General features: G+C 68.0%; 11 protein-coding genes. 7 read left to right on the top strand and 4 right to left on the bottom strand.

All coding sequences use genetic code 11. The annotated features are described in order from the left end of the window. Positions 1 to 9: 9 nt before the first annotated feature. Together ACP7A5_RS08780 and hisS are read left to right on the top strand one after the other, a co-directional pair. Entirely contained in the window at positions 10 to 1,254 is a 1,245-nt protein-coding gene (locus tag ACP7A5_RS08780; RefSeq protein WP_426041564.1) for a DUF418 domain-containing protein, read from the top strand. Positions 1,255 to 1,300: 46 nt separating this feature from the next. Beyond that, positions 1,301 to 2,806, top strand: coding sequence for a histidine--tRNA ligase (hisS, locus tag ACP7A5_RS08785; protein ID WP_426041565.1), 1,506 nt, complete (start codon positions 1,301 to 1,303; stop codon positions 2,804 to 2,806). Positions 2,807 to 3,270: 464 nt separating this feature from the next. On the opposite strand, the gene ACP7A5_RS08790 is transcribed toward hisS, so the two are convergent. Further along, positions 3,271 to 5,391, bottom strand: a complete 2,121-nt coding sequence (locus tag ACP7A5_RS08790) for a M13 family metallopeptidase (RefSeq protein ID WP_426041566.1) — start codon at positions 5,389 to 5,391, stop codon at positions 3,271 to 3,273. 165 nt (positions 5,392 to 5,556) lie between these two features. On the opposite strand from ACP7A5_RS08790, the gene ACP7A5_RS08795 reads away from it, so the two are divergent. Together ACP7A5_RS08795 and ACP7A5_RS08800 are read left to right on the top strand one after the other, a co-directional pair. Further along, positions 5,557 to 7,404, top strand: a complete 1,848-nt coding sequence (locus tag ACP7A5_RS08795; protein ID WP_426041567.1) for a cation:proton antiporter — start codon at positions 5,557 to 5,559, stop codon at positions 7,402 to 7,404. Between the two features lie 185 nt (positions 7,405 to 7,589). After that, a complete protein-coding gene (locus ACP7A5_RS08800; RefSeq protein ID WP_426041568.1) occupies positions 7,590 to 8,240 on the top strand; it encodes a TetR/AcrR family transcriptional regulator in 651 nt (216 codons plus the stop codon). A 15-nt stretch (positions 8,241 to 8,255) separates the two neighbouring features. Here the strand turns inward: ACP7A5_RS08800 and ACP7A5_RS08805 are convergent, their stop codons facing one another. Beyond that, positions 8,256 to 9,368: a Rieske 2Fe-2S domain-containing protein gene (locus ACP7A5_RS08805; RefSeq protein ID WP_426041569.1), complete on the bottom strand. Its 1,113-nt coding sequence runs from the start codon at positions 9,366 to 9,368 to the stop codon at positions 8,256 to 8,258. A 142-nt stretch (positions 9,369 to 9,510) separates the two neighbouring features. Here ACP7A5_RS08805 and ACP7A5_RS08810 point away from each other — a divergent pair, with 142 nt between their 5' ends. The 3 genes from ACP7A5_RS08810 (at position 9,511) to ACP7A5_RS08820 (ending at position 13,319) form a co-directional block, all read left to right on the top strand. Beyond that, positions 9,511 to 10,464, top strand: a complete 954-nt coding sequence (locus ACP7A5_RS08810; protein WP_426041570.1) for an alpha/beta fold hydrolase — start codon at positions 9,511 to 9,513, stop codon at positions 10,462 to 10,464. Beyond that, complete coding sequence (locus ACP7A5_RS08815) at positions 10,461 to 11,084, top strand: class I SAM-dependent methyltransferase (protein ID WP_426041571.1); 624 nt, start codon at positions 10,461 to 10,463, stop codon at positions 11,082 to 11,084. Before ACP7A5_RS08810 ends, ACP7A5_RS08815 begins: the two co-directional genes overlap by 4 nt. Positions 11,085 to 11,219: 135 nt before the next feature. Further along, positions 11,220 to 13,319, top strand: a complete 2,100-nt coding sequence (locus tag ACP7A5_RS08820) for a transglycosylase domain-containing protein (RefSeq protein WP_426041572.1) — start codon at positions 11,220 to 11,222, stop codon at positions 13,317 to 13,319. A 170-nt stretch (positions 13,320 to 13,489) separates the two neighbouring features. Here ACP7A5_RS08820 and ACP7A5_RS08825 read toward each other — a convergent pair whose 3' ends face one another. Together ACP7A5_RS08825 and ACP7A5_RS08830 are read right to left on the bottom strand one after the other, a co-directional pair. Beyond that, positions 13,490 to 14,215, bottom strand: a complete 726-nt coding sequence (locus tag ACP7A5_RS08825) for a M48 family metallopeptidase (protein ID WP_426041573.1) — start codon at positions 14,213 to 14,215, stop codon at positions 13,490 to 13,492. After that, complete coding sequence (locus ACP7A5_RS08830) at positions 14,169 to 15,449, bottom strand: polyhydroxyalkanoate depolymerase (RefSeq protein ID WP_426041574.1); 1,281 nt, start codon at positions 15,447 to 15,449, stop codon at positions 14,169 to 14,171. Before ACP7A5_RS08830 ends, ACP7A5_RS08825 begins: the two co-directional genes overlap by 47 nt. Positions 15,450 to 15,511 lie beyond the last annotated feature (62 nt).

A 15,511-nucleotide genomic window follows, 5' to 3' on the forward strand; every position in this document is an offset into this window, starting at 1 on the left:
GGAAGCATAATGGCCATGCCCGCACTCGAGGTTCAGCCTCGGACCGCCGCCGGAGGCCTCGCGCCGACCGAGACCAGGGACCGCATTTTCCAGCTCGACGTGCTGCGCGGCTGGGCCATCCTCGGGATTCTCGCCGTCAACGCCATCGCCTTCGCCTGGCCGTTCCAGGTCATGATGTCCGAGGCGCCGCCTCCGGGCGCGACCAGCCCGGCCGATCTGATCGGCGTGTGGGTCACAGACGTCTTCTTCCACGACAAGTTCCGCACCCTCTTCACCATGCTGTTCGGCGTCTCGATCTTCCTCGTCGGCGGCGAGAAGTCCGACGAGGCGCGGGGCGCGCTGCTGTGGCGACGCCTGTTGTGGCTGGGCCTGTTCGGCCTGCTGCACGGCGTGGTCCTCTGGTACGGCGACATCCTGTTGCACTATGCCTACTGCGGCCTGCTGATGATGATGATGCGCTCGTGGAGCGCTCGCCGGCTGCTCTGGATCGGCGGCGGCCTGACGCTGCTGTGGGCTGTCGTCGCGGCGGTCGCCTCCTGGGGCATGGCCAATCTGCCGGCCGAGGTCGCCGCCCAGATGGAGGCCGCCCGCCCGGTGGCGAGCCCCGAAGCCATCGCCGAGGCCGTGGCCCTCTACCGCTCGGGCTGGCCGGCCGGCCTCATGGAGAACATCGAGGTCTGGGCGACCTTCCAGCTGATGGCCAGCCCGTTCCTGATCCCAGTGACCGTGCCGTTGATGATGCTGGGTCTGGGCCTGTTCAAGTCCGGATATCTGCACGGCCACGCGCCGCTGTGGATCTATTTTCTGATCATCCTGGTCGGCGGCGCCAATCTGGCGGCCTTCGCCGTCTGGGGCTGGCAGGACACGATGGCCGGCGAGGCCGATCCGACCAGGGGCCTGGCGGCGGCCGCCGGCGGCGCGGCCTTCCTGATCACCCTCCTCTACGCCAGCATCCTGATCCTGCTGGTCCGCTTCGGCCTCAGGCCTCTGGTCGCCTGGCTGGCGCCGGTCGGTCGCATGGCCTTCACCAACTACCTGACCCAGACCCTGATCATGGTCACCCTCTACTACGCGCCGTGGGGCCCGATGTGGTTCGGCCAGCAGGGTCCGGCCGAAATGTGGATGGTGGTCGGCGCGATCTGGGCCGCCCAGATCATCTGGTCGCCGCTCTGGCTGTCGGTCTTCACCATGGGACCGCTGGAGTGGATCTGGCGCTGTCTGACCTACGGACGGATGGTGCCGATCCGGCGCTGAGATCCGGGGCCTCGACCCCCGGCGGTCGAGCCTCTAGAAGCCCGGCATGACCGACGCCGAAACGCCCGCAGCACCCCGCCCCGAAGCCCGAGGCCCGCGAGGCTTCGCCGACCGGCGCGGGCCCGAGGTCGCGGCCGAACGCCGGATCGTGCGCCAGGTGTCGGAGGTCTATGAGCGCTGGGGCTTCGAGCCGCTGGAGACCGGCGCCTTCGAATACGCCGATGCGCTGGGAAAATTCCTGCCCGACGCCGACCGTCCGAACGAGGGCGTCTTCGCCCTTCAGGACGACGACGATCAGTGGATGGCCCTGCGCTACGACCTGACCGCGCCCCTGGCCCGGTTCGCGGCCCAGACCTGGGAGACCCTGCCCAAACCCTATCGCCGCTACGCCTTCGGACCCGTGTGGCGCAACGAGAAGCCCGGACCCGGCCGCTTCCGCGAGTTCGTCCAGTGCGACGCCGACACGGTCGGCTCCGACCGTCCCGAGGCCGACGCCGAGATCATCGCCATGGCCTGCGAGGGCCTTCAGGCCGCGGGCCTCGCCGAGGGTCAGGCGGTCGTGCGCGTCTCCAACCGCAAGCTGTTCGACGGCCTGTTCGAGGCCGGCGGGATCACCGACCCGATCCAGCGCCTGACCGCCCTTCGCGCCATCGACAAGTTCGACCGCCTCGGCTGGGAGGGCGTCGCCGCCCTGCTGGGCGAGGGCCGTCTGGACGACAGCGGCGACTATACGAAGGGCGCCAACCTGCCGCTCGGCGTGGCCGCGACCATCGAGGCCTTCCTCGGATCGGCGTCCGAAGGCACGCGCGCCGAGACACTCGACGCGATCGCCCGCTCAGGCGGCCTCGGGGCCGCCGGCGAAGCGGCTCTGAAGGAGCTGGCCGGGATCGACCGCGCCCTGACCGCCATGCGCGTCGATCAGGCGACGGTCCGGTTCGACCCGACCATCGTGCGCGGTCTGGAATACTACACCGGCGCGGTGTTCGAGGCGGAGCTTCTGCTGGACACCACCGACGACAAGGGTCGGCCGGTCCGCTTCGGTTCGATCGGCGGCGGCGGTCGCTACGACGACCTTGTGGCCCGCTTCACCGGCCAGTCGACCCCGGCGACCGGCTTCTCGTTCGGCGTCTCGCGCCTGGCCTCCGCCTTGCGCGCGGCGGGCCGGACTCCGGAGACGGCGCGCGGCCCGGTGGTCGTGATCGTCTTCTCCCAGGACGACATGCAGGCCTATCTCGACGCCGTGTCCGAACTGCGGGCCGCCGGCGTCGCCGCCGAACTCTATCTGGGTCGCGCGGGCATGAAGGCCCAGATGAAATACGCCGACCGGCGCAACGCTCCGGTCGTCGTCCTCCTGGGCGGTGACGAGATCGCCGGCGGCCAGGTCACCATCAAGGATCTCGACGCCGGGCGCGCGGCAGCCGCCGGTCTGGCGGACAACGAGGCCTGGAAGGCCGAGCGTCCGGGCCAGCAGACCGTCGCTCGCGGAGACCTCGTGCGAACCATTCGCACCATTATCGAAGCTTCTTCGAGAATGACGACGCCCATCGGATGACTTATCGATGTTCAGTCATGAAACTGTCGGTTTTCGCTTGTGGTTTGATTGACTTGAACCGGCCCGGGGCGTCATTTGACCTCACTCGAACGGCGCGGCGCTGACAAGGCGCAGCCGCTGATCGAAGGCGTTTCGGGGAGGAAACGTCCGCTCCTTAGAGAGCGTGAAAGCCCGCTGCGATGTATCCCCCGCAGCGGGCTTTTTCACGTCTGGAGGTTGGCGCGACGCCTTCCAGTCTCTCCGTCATCCTCGGGGCGCGCAGCGAACCCGGCGACCCAGCTACGTGATAGCGACGGGCGCGCCTCCCGCCCGGAATGCTGGGTCCTCGGATCTCCGCTTCGCTTCGTCCAGGGATGATGGAGGTGGGGGCGAGGGGGCACATGAAAAAGGCCGGAGCGGTGAGCTCCGGCCTCTTGGTCATCCTGGCGACCTTGATCGTCGCCCTTGGTCGGTTTGGCGCCCGCCTACCAGATGCGAACCCGCTCTTCCGGCGCCAGGTAGTATTGGGTGCCCGGCTGGACCTCGAAGGCCTCGTACCAGGCGTCCACATTGCGCAGCGGGCCGATGACGCGGAATTCGTCGGGCGAGTGCGAGTCGGTGGCGATGCGGTTCTTGAGGGCGTCCTCGCGCGACTTCGACTGCCAGACCTGGGCCCAGCCGAGGAAGAAGCGCTGGTCGCCGGTGAAGCCGTCCAGAACCGGAGCCTCGGCGCCGTTCAGGGACAGTTGATAGGCCTCCAGACCCACGGCCACGCCCGAGGCGTCGCCGATGTTCTCACCCATGGTCAGGCCCGGATTGATGAAGTGCCCGGGCAGGGGCTCATAGGCGCCGTACTGGGCGCCCAGACGGGTGGTCAGGGCGTTGAAGGCTGTCGCATCGGCCGGGGTCCACCAGTCGCGCAGCACGCCGTCGCCGTCCGACTTGCGGCCCTGATCGTCAAAACCGTGGCCGATCTCGTGGCCGATCACCGCGCCGATGCCGCCGTAGTTGATGGCCGGGTCGGCCTCCGGGTCGAAGAACGGCGGTTGCAGGATCGCCGCCGGGAAGACGATCTCGTTGTTGGTCGAGTTGTAATAGGCGTTCACCGTCTGGGGCGTCATGCCCCACTCGGTCTTGTCGACCGGCGCATTCAGGCGGGCGAGGTCGTATTCCCAGCGGAAGCGGCTGGCCCGCTCGCCGTTGCCGAACAGGTCGTCGGCGCGGACTTCCAGATCCCGATAGTCGCGCCAGCGGTCGGGATAGGCGATCTTGACAGTGAACTTCTCCAGCTTGGTCTGGGCCGCCGCCTTGGTCTCGGCGCTCATCCAGCTGTAGCCCTCGATGCGGTGGCTCAGGGCCGTGCGCAGGTTGGCGACCAGCTGCTCCATCTGGGCCTTGGATTCGGCCGGGAAATATTCGGCCACATACTGGCGGCCTACCGCTTCGCCCAGGGCGCCGTCGGCGAAGCTGATGCCGCGCTTGTCGCGGCTGCGCTGTTCCAGGGCGCCCGACAGTTCACGCGAGCGGAACTCCCACTGGGCGTCCGAGAACCGCTGCGACAGGCGAGGCGCGGCGCGGTCCACGGTCTGGAAGGCCTGCCAGGCCTGCAGGGTCGCGACCGGCGTCTCGGCATAGATGGCGGCGATCTTCGGCAGGGCGGTGTTCTGGCGCACGATCAGACGGGGGATGTCGCCCAGACGCGCCGCGCCGAAATAGCCTTGCCAGTCGAAGCCCGGCGCGTCGGCGGCCAGACGCTGGATCGTATATTCGTTGTAGGTCCTGTCGCGGTCGCGGCTCTCGGCCGGGGTCCAGTGGGCCTCGGCGATCTTCGTCTCCATGGCCACAATGGCCGCGGCGGTCCCGGCGGGATCGTCCCAGCCGATCATCTCCAGCATCTGGGCCACATAGGCCTCGTACTTCACCTTCTTCTCGGCGAAGAGCGGCGACAGATAGTAGTCGCGGTTGGGAAGGCCGAGACCCGACTGGCTGGTCGAGACGACATAGCGGTCCGGATCCTTCTGGTCGGTGGTGATGCCGGTGCCGAAGAAGGAGCCGCCCAGTCCACCGATCGTCTGGCCCATATAGGCGGCCAGGGCCTCATGGCTGTCGGCGGCGCGGATGGCGGTTAGGAAGGGCTGCAGCGGCCGGGCGTCGAGCGCCTCGATCCGGGCCGTGTCCATATAGGAGCGATAGGCGTCGGCGATCTTCTGCTCGTCCGTGCCGGCCTGCAGGTCGGTGCGGGCGACCAGGGTGTCGATCATCGCCTTGACCCGGTTGTCCGACAGCTCCCGCAGCAGGCCGAACGAGATGCCGTAGCTGGACCGGTCCGCCGGGATCACCGTGCGATCCAGGGCCAGGCCGTTGGCGAAGCGGTTGAAATTGTCTCCCGGCGACACGGACCGGTCCATGCCGGAGGCGTCAAAGCCCCAGGTCCCGTAGTGCGGAGTCTCGGTGCCGCGATAACCGGTGAAGGCGGCATCGCCCTCCTGGAAGATCGACTGGATGGTGCAGGCCTCGTCGATACAGCCGTGGTCGTGGTCGTGGGCGGAAGCGGTGGCCGGCAGCAGGAGCGCGCCGAGCGCCGCGCCGATAAGCAGAGACTTCATGGGGATTTCCTGGGGGTTCGGATCTTCGCCGCGCCGTTGTCGCGCGCTCGGCGCGAACCCTACGCCCGGCCGACAGGGTGTCGCCTTAAAAAAAGTTCATGAATCCGATCGCACGGCTCGCCAAGCGCAGCCTTTAAGGTGACGATCACTCATCGAGGAGATCGAATGGCAGACGCGCACGGCGGCGGTGATTACAAGGATCTGGTCGTGTTCCTGGCGGCGGCTGGGGTGGTCGTGCCGCTGTTCAACCGCTGGAAGATCAGCCCCGTACTCGGCTTCCTTGCGGCCGGCGTTCTGCTGGGGCCGGACGGGCTCGGCCGGTTCGCGGACGTGGTCCCCTGGCTGTCCTGGCTGACCATCGACGACGCCGACCAGCTGGCCCAGTTGTCGGAACTGGGCGTCGCCTTCCTGCTGTTCATGATCGGGCTGGAGCTGTCCTGGGAACGGCTCAAGGCGATGCGCCGGCTCGTCTTCGGCTTCGGCCTGATGCAGGTCGTTCTCTGTTCCGCCGTTCTGGCCGGGGGCTTCATCCTGCTGGGCCAGCCCCTGGCGGGCTCAGCGGTTCTGGGCATGGGACTGGCGCTGTCGTCCACGGCGGTCGTCCTGCCGGTCATGGCCGAAAGAAACCGCATGAAGGGTGCGGTCGGGCGGACGACCTTCGCCGCGCTCCTGGCCCAGGACCTGGCCGTCGCGCCGATCCTGATCACCGTCACAGTGCTGGCCACGCTGGCGATCAGCGGCGGAGACGTTCAGCCTGGCGTCCTCGGGCCGGCGCTGCTGACCCTCGCGCCCGCAGCCATCGGCCTGGGGCTTTTGGTCATGTTCGGCAGGCTGGCGCTGCGTCCCCTGTTCCGGTCGGTCGCCAAGAGCAGATCCAGATCCGGCGGCGGACGGCAGGAGCTGTTTGTCGCCCTGTGCTTGCTGATCGTGGTTGGCGCGGGCGTGGCGGCACAGGCGGCTGGATTGTCGATGAGCCTGGGGGCCCTTGTGGCCGGCCTGTTGCTTGCGGAGACGGAGTATCGCCGCGAGATCGAAGTCAACATCGAGCCTTTCAAGGGCCTGCTTCTGGGGGTGTTCTTCGTGGGGGTCGGAATCGGTCTCGATCTGGATGCGGTCGCCGCCAATCCTCTGGGTGTGTTCGGCCTGGCGCTGGCCATTATCGCGATCAAGGTCGGGCTGATCTTCGGGCTGGCCCGGCTGTGGGGTGTGGGCGCACGCTCGGCGATCGAGACGGCCCTGGTCCTGGGGCCTGCGGGCGAGTTCGCCTTTGTCATCCTGAACACCGGAATGGTGGAAGGTCTCGCCTCCCCGGCCTTCACCCAGAGCGTGCTGGTGTCCGCCACCATCAGCATGTTCGCCGTTCCGCTCATGGCGATGCTGGGACAGAGGCTGGCAGGCGCTCCTGCGAATTCCGTTCCTCTGGCCGGGGATCCGGCGCTCGGCCTGGGTCCGGTGCGCGATGTGGGGATGGTTGACGCCGCCGTCCTGATCGTCGGCTTCGGCCGCGTCGGTCGGCTGGTGGCCGAAATGCTCAAGGAGCACGGCCAGAGCTTCATCGCGGTGGACACCGATCCGGCCGCCGTGGCCGCCGGTCGACGCGACGGCTATGACGTCTCCTACGGCGATGCGGCCCGATCGGAGATGCTGTCCCTGTGCGGCATCGACACGATCAAGGCCCTGGTCGTCACCATGGACGCCCCGACCAAGGTCGACGATGTCGTGATCGCCGCCCGCGCCCTGCGCGACGATCTGATCGTCATCGCACGCGCCCGGGACGACCGCCATGCGGCGCGCCTCTATGGCCTGGGCGTGACTGACGCGGTGCCGGAGACCACCGAAGCCAGCCTTCAGCTGGCGGAGAACACCCTGGTCGATCTGGGCGTGCCGATGGGGCTCGTCCTGGCCTCGATCCACGAGCGTCGCGACAAATACCGGGCGGTGTTCCAGGCGGCGATCCCCGAGGCCCGGCGCAACCGCAAGACCCGCGCGCTCCGGGCCGGCCCCAGGCCTTAACCAGAAACACGACCCATTTTGGTCATCGTTCCATGATGAAAGCGCGCCTCCCCCGGGGCTCGGCGTTGCACGGGTCGCTATCTCACGTCCGTATCCGTGACCTGACCGATCCAGCCTCTGCCCCTTCTGTCCATCTCCTTCGCGGTCCCCCGCCGTGAAGCGTCAGCCACAGAGTATTCGTGTTCATGCGTGAGTCCGCGTCGACCGCCACCCCCTCCAACCTCGAAGCGCAGCCCCGGCTGAATCGCCGCCAGGCCGCCAAGGTACGCACGCGCCAGAAGGTTCTGGACGCCGCTCGCGGCCTGTTCGCGGAGCGCGGCTACGAGCCCGCCACCATCCGCGACATCGCCAAGGGCGCGGGCATGTCCACCGGCGCGGTGTTCGCCAACTTCCAGGACAAGGCCGAACTGTTCGAGGCCGTCCTGACCGAGGACATGGCCGGTCTGGGCCAGGTCATGCTCAACGGCGCAGGCGACGGCTCGACCCGTGATCGCCTCGTCAACGCCCTGACCGCCGGCTACCACGGCTCCATCGACCAGCTGCCGCTGTTCCAGGCCATAGTCGCCCGCTCGTGGTTCCAGCCTGTCGCCGCCGAGACCCGCCAGCGCGCCGCGACGCAAGGCTTGACCGACGTCATCTCCGACATCCTGCGGGCCGGTATCGGCGCCGGCGAAATCAGGCAGGACGCCGATATCGCTCTGCTGACCGAGCTGACCTGGGACGCCTATCTGTCGAACTACCGCCGCGCCGCCTACGACGGCTGGACCGTGGAGCAGCTGGCCGACCATATCGGCCGCCAGGTCGACACCCTGCTGGCCGGCGTCAGCACGAAATAGTCCTGGGAAGAGCTTTCAGCTCTTCCACTTCAGGATCGCCGGCTTGACCGGATTGGAGAAGCCGCGCCCCTCAGCGCGGCTTTTCTGCCATTCGCGCTTGAGCTGCTGGTACCATTTCGCCTGTTTGTCGGCGTCGTCGATCCAGATCAGGGCGGGGTCGTATCGCAGCCCCTCGTTCTGCAGGTTCACCATCCCGCCGTCCTGCTTCAGGAAGGCGGCGACTCCCATCCTCAGGAAGGGCCTGGCCAGACCGAACACCCAGTGGTCGGACCAGAAGATCTGGGTGATCCGGGTCTTCGTCTCGGTGACGGGCGTCAGACAGGTCAGGGCCAGGACCTGCTTCGCTCCGACCTGGATATGCTCCCAGCGATAGCCGGGCAGGCAGAAGGTGATCTCGGTCGCGGGCGCCCCGCCCAGGATCCTGTAGGCTCGCGAGTTCGACGACGGCGCGTGACGGACCATGGCGAACCCGAGCTCCCGAGGCTCGAAGGCCTTGGACTTCTCGTGCATCGAATGCTCGGAGCGCCACCACCATTGCTGATGCACATAGGGCCCGTGGGCGGGGTCCATCAGGCCGACGACCGCGTGGTCGATATGGCTGTCGAAATCCATCCACTCGACCAGTTTCGCCTCCCCGCCGACAACGCCGGGGAAGGTCGGCGGCGGATGATCGGGCTCGGCGTCCGAGCGGGGATCGGAGTGGACGAAGACGAACACCATCCCCTGGCTCTCGACCACCGGATAGGACCGCACCCGGACCCGTTCGACCTCGAACGGCTGTTCGTCCACCAGCGACGGGATGGCGGCGCAGACCCCGTCGGTGCGGAAGCGCCAGCCATGGTAGCAGCACTCGACCGTCTCGGGCTCGCCCGGCTTCTGCACCAGACGGCCGGCCGAAAGGGGCGCGGCGCGGTGCGGACAGATGTCGCGCATCGCATAGACCTGACCCGCCCGCGTCCGCCCGACCAGCACCGGTTCGCCCAGCAGTTCGTGGCGCGTCAGCGAGGCCTCTGCGACATCGCGCGACAGGGCGACGAAATACCAGGTGTCCAGCACGAACCCCTTGCCGAAGGCTGCGAGCGGGGCTTTCGCCTCGGGAACGGCGGTGGGGCTTTCGGCAGGGGTCATGGGCGAATGATAGAGGCTGGTTTCGCTTTCGTCATTGTCCCGTGAAAATCGTCGCGGCAGGTTGCGGCCTGCATCCGTTCGCACGACCTGTGACGACAACAGACCAGAACGCCGGATCAGGCCGGCGCCAGGAAAAGAGACCATGAACAGCCAGATCCTCACGGGCGTCGTCGCCGCCCTCGGCCTGATGGCCAATTTCGCCCTCGTTGGCGCCGCCAGCGCACAGGACGGCCATGCGGCCCACGCGGCGGAGCACGGTCATCATCACGCCGACTTCGAGTCGAACCGCATGCACGTCCGCGTGGACGGCGAGGCCGGGCCAGGCGTGCGCGACATCATCCTGATCCCCGGCCTCAGCTCCTCGCCGGAGGTGTGGCAGGGCACGGTCGATCACCTGGGCTCCGGCTGGCGCGTTCACCGCATCCACATCCAGGGCTTCGCCGGTGCGCCGGTCCAAGGCAATGCGGAGGGTCCGGTCGCCGCGCCCGTGGCCGAGGAGATCGCGCGTTACATCTCCGAACAGGGCCTGGATAAACCAGTCGTCGTCGGCCATTCCATGGGGGGTACGATCGGCGTGATGCTCGCCGCCCGTCATCCTGACGCGGTCGGCAAGCTGATGGTCGTCGACATGGTGCCCTTCATGGGAGCCATGTTCGGCGGTCCGGGCGCCACGGCCGAGAGCGTCGCCCCCGTCGCCGAGCAGATCTATCAGGGCATGGCCGCCTCCGCGCCGGCCGAGTACCAGGCCCGCGGCGCCGCCTCGATTACCGGCATGATCAACACGGAATCGAAGCGTGCCGGTCCGCTGGAAGACGGGGCGACCAGTGACCAGCAGGTCTCCTCGCGCGCGTTCCGCGAATTGATCCTGACCGACCTGCGGCCCGAACTGGCCCGCATTACAGCCCCGACCGAGGTCTTGTATGTGAAGTTCAACGACGCCCGGATGACCAATGAGATCACCGACATGATCTACCAGGCCTCCTTCGCCGGCCTGCCGGGCGTGGCGTTGAAGCGGATCGACGACAGCGCCCACTTCATCTTCCTGGACCAGCCCGAGGCCTTCCATGCCAGGCTGGACGCCTTCCTCGCCGAATGAGCGATCCGGTCGCCCCCGGCGTCTTCGATGCTGCGGCCGACATCGTCGACCTCTACGATCGGCGGTCCGGCGACTGGATCGCCGATCGCGGCGCGGTTCTGACCGAAGCCGACCGGCTCTGGCTGGATCGCTTCACCGCCTCTCTGGCGCCGGGCGACACCGTGCTCGACGTGGGCTGCGGCTCGGGGCGGCCGATGGCGGCGGCTCTGCTGGATCGAGGGTTCCAGGTCACGGGCGTGGACTCCTCGGCCCGGCTCGCCGCCCACGCGGCGGCCGACCTGCCGGCCGGCCGTTTCCTTCAGGCCGACATGCGCACGCTGAAGCTCGGCCAGACCTTCGCTGGCGTTCTCGCCTGGCACAGCCTGTTCCATCTCTCGCCCGAGGATCAGCGGCTGGCCCTGCCGGGTCTCCTGGCCCACTGCGCGCCGAGGTCTGTGGTGATGTTCTCGTCCGGCCCTCGCCTCGGCCACGCCATGGGCGAGTGGCGAGGCGAGCCCCTTTATCACGGCAGTCTGGAGCCCGAGGCCTACGAAGCGGAACTCGCCGGGCACGGGTTTTGGATTGAATCCGGCGTCCGGGCGGACGACGGGTCGGTCTGGCTCGCCCATCGCGATGGATGATCGTTAAGACCCGCGCCATCGTTTCGGCCGAAAGGACCATCACGCTGACGTGAAGTCTTCACGCGCCGTTCACCACAACGGCGTTTTGGTAGGCGACGTGAACGGCTATGACGGCCGGGGTTTCTGAGGATGTCGATGGCCGGTCCGGGGTTCGGAAACAGGAATGCGGGCGGCGGGGCCAGACCGGCGCGCACCCGGCTGCAGCAGGTCCTCTACTGGGGCTCGGTGCTGGCCGTCTGGGGCGTCATATTTCTGGTGGTCTTCTTCGCCGTGTTCGCGCGAGGCTTGCCGGACACCTCGGCTCTCTACGACATCGATCGCCAGCCCTCGATCACCTATCTGGACCGGAACGGCGCCCTGATCGCCACGCGCGGCTCGCAGCAGGCGCCGCCGGCCGATCTGGACTCGCTGCCGGACTATGTGCCCGCCGCCTTCATCGCGATTGAAGACCGCCGCTTCTACTGGCACCCCGGCTTCGATCCCATCGGCATGAGCCGGGCCATGGCGGCGAACATGCGCGCCGGCCGGATCGTCCAGGGCGGCTCGACACTGACGCAGCAGCTGGCCAAGAACCTGTTCCTGACGCCCGACCAGAACGTGCGCCGCAAGGTGCAGGAACTGATGCTGGCCGTCTGGCTGGAGCTGAAATTCTCCAAGCAGGAGATCCTCGCCCTCTATCTCAACCGCGTCTATTTCGGCGCCGGCGCCTATGGCATCGAGGCGGCGTCGCAACGCTATTTCGACAAGGGTGCCAAGGACCTGACCGTCGGCGAGGCTGCTCTTCTGGCCGGACTGCTCAAGGCTCCGTCACGCTATTCGCCGGTCTCGGAACATGAGCGTGCCGCCGCCCGCGCCACGGTCGTGCTCGACGAGATGGCGGAGGCCGGCGTCATCACGACGGAACAGCGCGCCGCCGCCGTGCTCGAGCCGGTTCGCGTCTCCCGGACCCTGGCGACCCAGCACGCCCAGTATTTCGTCGACTGGCTCGACAAGGAGATCCGCGGTCTCGTCGGCGAGCCGACCGAGGACATGATCGTCGAGACCACCCTGGACCTGACCCTGCAGACGGCGGCCGAACGCAATGTCCGCCGCATCCTGGACCGCGACGCCTCGCGCGGCGTGGAGCAGGCGGCCCTGGTGGCCCTGGACGGCGACGGCCGGGTGCGCGCCATGATCGGCGGCGCCTCCTATGCGGACAGCCAGTTCAACCGCGCCGTCGACGCTCGCCGTCAGGCCGGCTCGGCGTGGAAACCCTTCGTCTATCTGGCGGCCATGGAGGCCGGCTACACGCCCGAGACCCCGGTGGTGGACGAGCCTGTCCGCATCGGCAACTGGAGCCCGCGCAACTACTCCGGCACCTTCGCCGGCAACATGACCCTGGCCAACGCCGTGGCCCAGTCGACCAATACGGTCGCCGCCTATGTCGCCGACCAGATCGGTCGTGACAGCGTGGCCCGGGCCGCGCGGCGCCTCGGCATTTCGTCCCGCATCGGGCTGGAGCCGGCCATGGCCCTGGGGGCCGTCGAGGTCACGCCAATCGACATGGCTACCGCCTATGACGCCTTCGCCAACGGCGGACGTCGGGTCGAGGCCCATGGCATCAGCCGGATCCGCACCCCCCAGGGCCGGGTCATCTACCAGCGCGGCGCCCGTGACACGGCGGCCGGTCAGGCGATCAACAATCCGTCCCTCTACTATATGAACCAGATGCTGCGGGGCGTGGTGACGAGCGGCACGGCCCGGTCAGCGGCGATCTCCGGCCGCGACATCGCGGGCAAGACGGGCACGACCTCCGACTACAAGGACGCCTGGTTCGTCGGCTACACCGGCGGCTTCGTCACCGCCGTCTGGGTCGGCAAGGACGACAATACCGCCATGCGCGGCGTGACCGGCGGCGCGGCCCCGGCGGCGATCTGGAAGGGCTTCATGGAGGCGGCCCTGCCGCGCCTGAACGTCCAGCCGATCCCCAACGGTCCGCCGATGCCAGACGGCTGGGTCGCGCCGGATCCGATCGGCGACCTGATCGGCGATGTGGAGGATCCCTACGGCGACTCCACCGTCCTGCCGGACGGCGTCGACCCGAACCAGGGCGAGCCCTATGATCCGCGCGCGCCCGTCGCGGAACCCCGCCGCGACCCCGCGCCCGTCGAGCGGCCCCGGCGCGACGACCCGCCGGACCAGCGCCCCGAACCGGAGGCTCGGCCGGAAAAAGAGAACAACCCGCTGTTCTTCTGAGCTTCCTTGTCCTCTTGGGGGAGAAGGTGACCGAGCGAAGCGAGGTCGGATGATGGGTCGCGCTGACCTCGAAAGTCAGCGCTTGATCACACCAATCCGGCCGCCGGTGTGACCCCTCATCCGTCAGCCTTCGGCTGCCACCTTCTCCCGCAAGGGGAGAAGGATCGATGTCACCGTCCCACGGCGTGCAGCGCAGCCCCGTGGTCGCGCAGCCAGGCGCGGAAAGGACGGTGGTCGCCGACCAGCCCCTTGACCACCGACCAGTAGGCCGGGCTGTGGTCGGCATGGACCAGGTGCGCCACCTCGTGGGCGGCCAGGTAGTCGAGCACCTCGGGCGGCGCCATGATCACCCGCCAGGAATAGCGGATCGAGCGCGACAGCGGACTGCACGAACCCCAGCGAGACGCCGGGTCATTGATGGTCAGGCTCACGGGGCTCTGGCCCAGGGCACGAAGATGGAAATCGGTTCGGGTCTGGAGCGCTTCTCTCGCCGCCCGCTTCAGCAGGTTGACGACGCGCCGGGCGAACGCTTCGCCCTCGCCGCCCGAAACGATGCGCAGACCGTCCGGGCCTTCCACCAGCCGAGCCGCCCCCGCGCCGCCCGCAGCCTCCAGCGGGACCGTGCCGCCGCGATAGGGAATGACTGCGCCGGGTTCGATCGCCGTCCCGCCGGGCCGCGCCGCCAGCCGCTCGGCGATCCAGGCCGACTTGGTGCGCGCGAAGGCCACCGCATCGGCCAGCCGCCGCTCCGACGGGGCGATGGCCACAGCCTCAACCTTCCGCGTATCGATGCGGATCGAGATGCGCCGGGCGCGCGGATTGACGCTCAGGCGAAGGGCGTGGCCGCCCTCAAGCGGCAGCCGCTGACCGGTCTGGTATTGCGCAGAGCTTTTCATTGGCCGCGATGAAGTCCCGGGTGCGGGTGTAGATCTCCTCGCGGAACCGCCGCCCGTTGAAGACGCCGTAGTGACCGACGTCCGGCTGGACGTAAAGCACCCGTTGGTCGTCGGGGATGTTGGTGCACAGGGTATGCGCGGCCTGGGTCTGGCCCACGCCTGAGATATCGTCCTTTTCGCCCTCGACGGTCATCAGGCCGATGTCGGTGATCTTCGTCAGATCGACCGGTGCGCCCCGATGCTCCAGCAGGCCGCGCGGCAGCAGGTGCGACTGGAAGACGATGTCGATGGTCTGGAGATAGAACTCCTCGGTCAGGTCCAGGACCGACAGATATTCGTCGTAGAACTCCTCGTGCTTCTCCACTTCGTCGCCATCGCCGGCGACCAGGTGGCGGAAATACTCCCGGTGGGCGTCGGTGTGTCTCTGCTCGTTCATGGACATGAAACTGTAGAGCTGGACGAAGCCCGGGTAGACCTCCCGGCCGAAGCCCGGATAGGGCCAGGGCACGGTGTGGATCATGTTCGACTGGAACCAGGCGAACGGCTTGGCCTCCGCCAGCTGGTTCGTCACCGTCGGCGACAGGCGCGCGTCGATCGGTGAGCCCATGAAGGTCATCGACGCCGGGCGGTTCGGGTCGTTCTCGGCCGCCATGATCGCAGCGGCGGCGAGGACCGGCGGGCCGGGCTGACAGACGCCGACGACGTGGGCGCGCGGGCCGATCTGGGCCAGCATGGTGCGGACGTGGTCGATGTAGTCGTGGAAGTCGAAACGGCCTTCCAGCATCGGCACCTGACGGGCGTTGACCCAGTCGGTGACATAGACGTCGTGATCCTGGAGGAAGGTCTCGACCGTGCCGCGCAACAGGGTCGCGTAGTGCCCGGACAGAGGCGCGACGATCAGCACACTGGGCGCTGCGACCGGCTTCCTGGCCCGCTTCAGGTCGCCGACGTTGCGCGCGAAACGCACCAGGCGAACCCAGGGGCTCTGCCAGATGACCTGTTCGGTGGTGCGCACCGGCTGGTTGTTGATGGTGACGACATCGAGACCCCAGGCCGGCTTGCCGTAGCGGCGCGTGACGCTCTCGAACAGCTCGGCCGAGGCATAGGCCGTGCGTCCGACAGCCGTCTGCGAGGCCGGGTTATGGGGCGAGGTCCAGAACTTGCGGGCGAACTGCGCCCCGATCCGGAAAGGCTGCGCCGACTGATAGGCGAGCTCGTGAAGTGAGTAGAGCATGAAATCCTGTGATCGGCCCCGCCGAAGCGGTGATGCCATCATAGAACGCGCTGCACTGCAAA

Origin of the sequence: Brevundimonas sp. TWP2-3-4b1 (genome assembly GCF_049897665.1) — a bacterium.
Lineage (GTDB): Bacteria > Pseudomonadota > Alphaproteobacteria > Caulobacterales > Caulobacteraceae > Brevundimonas > Brevundimonas subvibrioides_B.

What these genes read in the sequence shown, in the direction of transcription:
- ACP7A5_RS08780 (WP_426041564.1), top strand. Translation starts at nt 10, where the DNA reads ATGGCCATGCCCGCACTCGAGGTTCAGCCTCGGACCGCCGCCGGAGGC.
- hisS (WP_426041565.1), top strand. Translation starts at nt 1,301, where the DNA reads ATGACCGACGCCGAAACGCCCGCAGCACCCCGCCCCGAAGCCCGAGGC.
- ACP7A5_RS08790 (WP_426041566.1), bottom strand. Translation starts at nt 5,391, where the DNA reads ATGAAGTCTCTGCTTATCGGCGCGGCGCTCGGCGCGCTCCTGCTGCCG.
- ACP7A5_RS08795 (WP_426041567.1), top strand. Translation starts at nt 5,557, where the DNA reads ATGGCAGACGCGCACGGCGGCGGTGATTACAAGGATCTGGTCGTGTTC.
- ACP7A5_RS08800 (WP_426041568.1), top strand. Translation starts at nt 7,590, where the DNA reads ATGCGTGAGTCCGCGTCGACCGCCACCCCCTCCAACCTCGAAGCGCAG.
- ACP7A5_RS08805 (WP_426041569.1), bottom strand. Translation starts at nt 9,368, where the DNA reads ATGACCCCTGCCGAAAGCCCCACCGCCGTTCCCGAGGCGAAAGCCCCG.
- ACP7A5_RS08810 (WP_426041570.1), top strand. Translation starts at nt 9,511, where the DNA reads ATGAACAGCCAGATCCTCACGGGCGTCGTCGCCGCCCTCGGCCTGATG.
- ACP7A5_RS08815 (WP_426041571.1), top strand. Translation starts at nt 10,461, where the DNA reads ATGAGCGATCCGGTCGCCCCCGGCGTCTTCGATGCTGCGGCCGACATC.
- ACP7A5_RS08820 (WP_426041572.1), top strand. Translation starts at nt 11,220, where the DNA reads ATGGCCGGTCCGGGGTTCGGAAACAGGAATGCGGGCGGCGGGGCCAGA.
- ACP7A5_RS08825 (WP_426041573.1), bottom strand. Translation starts at nt 14,215, where the DNA reads ATGAAAAGCTCTGCGCAATACCAGACCGGTCAGCGGCTGCCGCTTGAG.
- ACP7A5_RS08830 (WP_426041574.1), bottom strand. Translation starts at nt 15,449, where the DNA reads ATGCTCTACTCACTTCACGAGCTCGCCTATCAGTCGGCGCAGCCTTTC.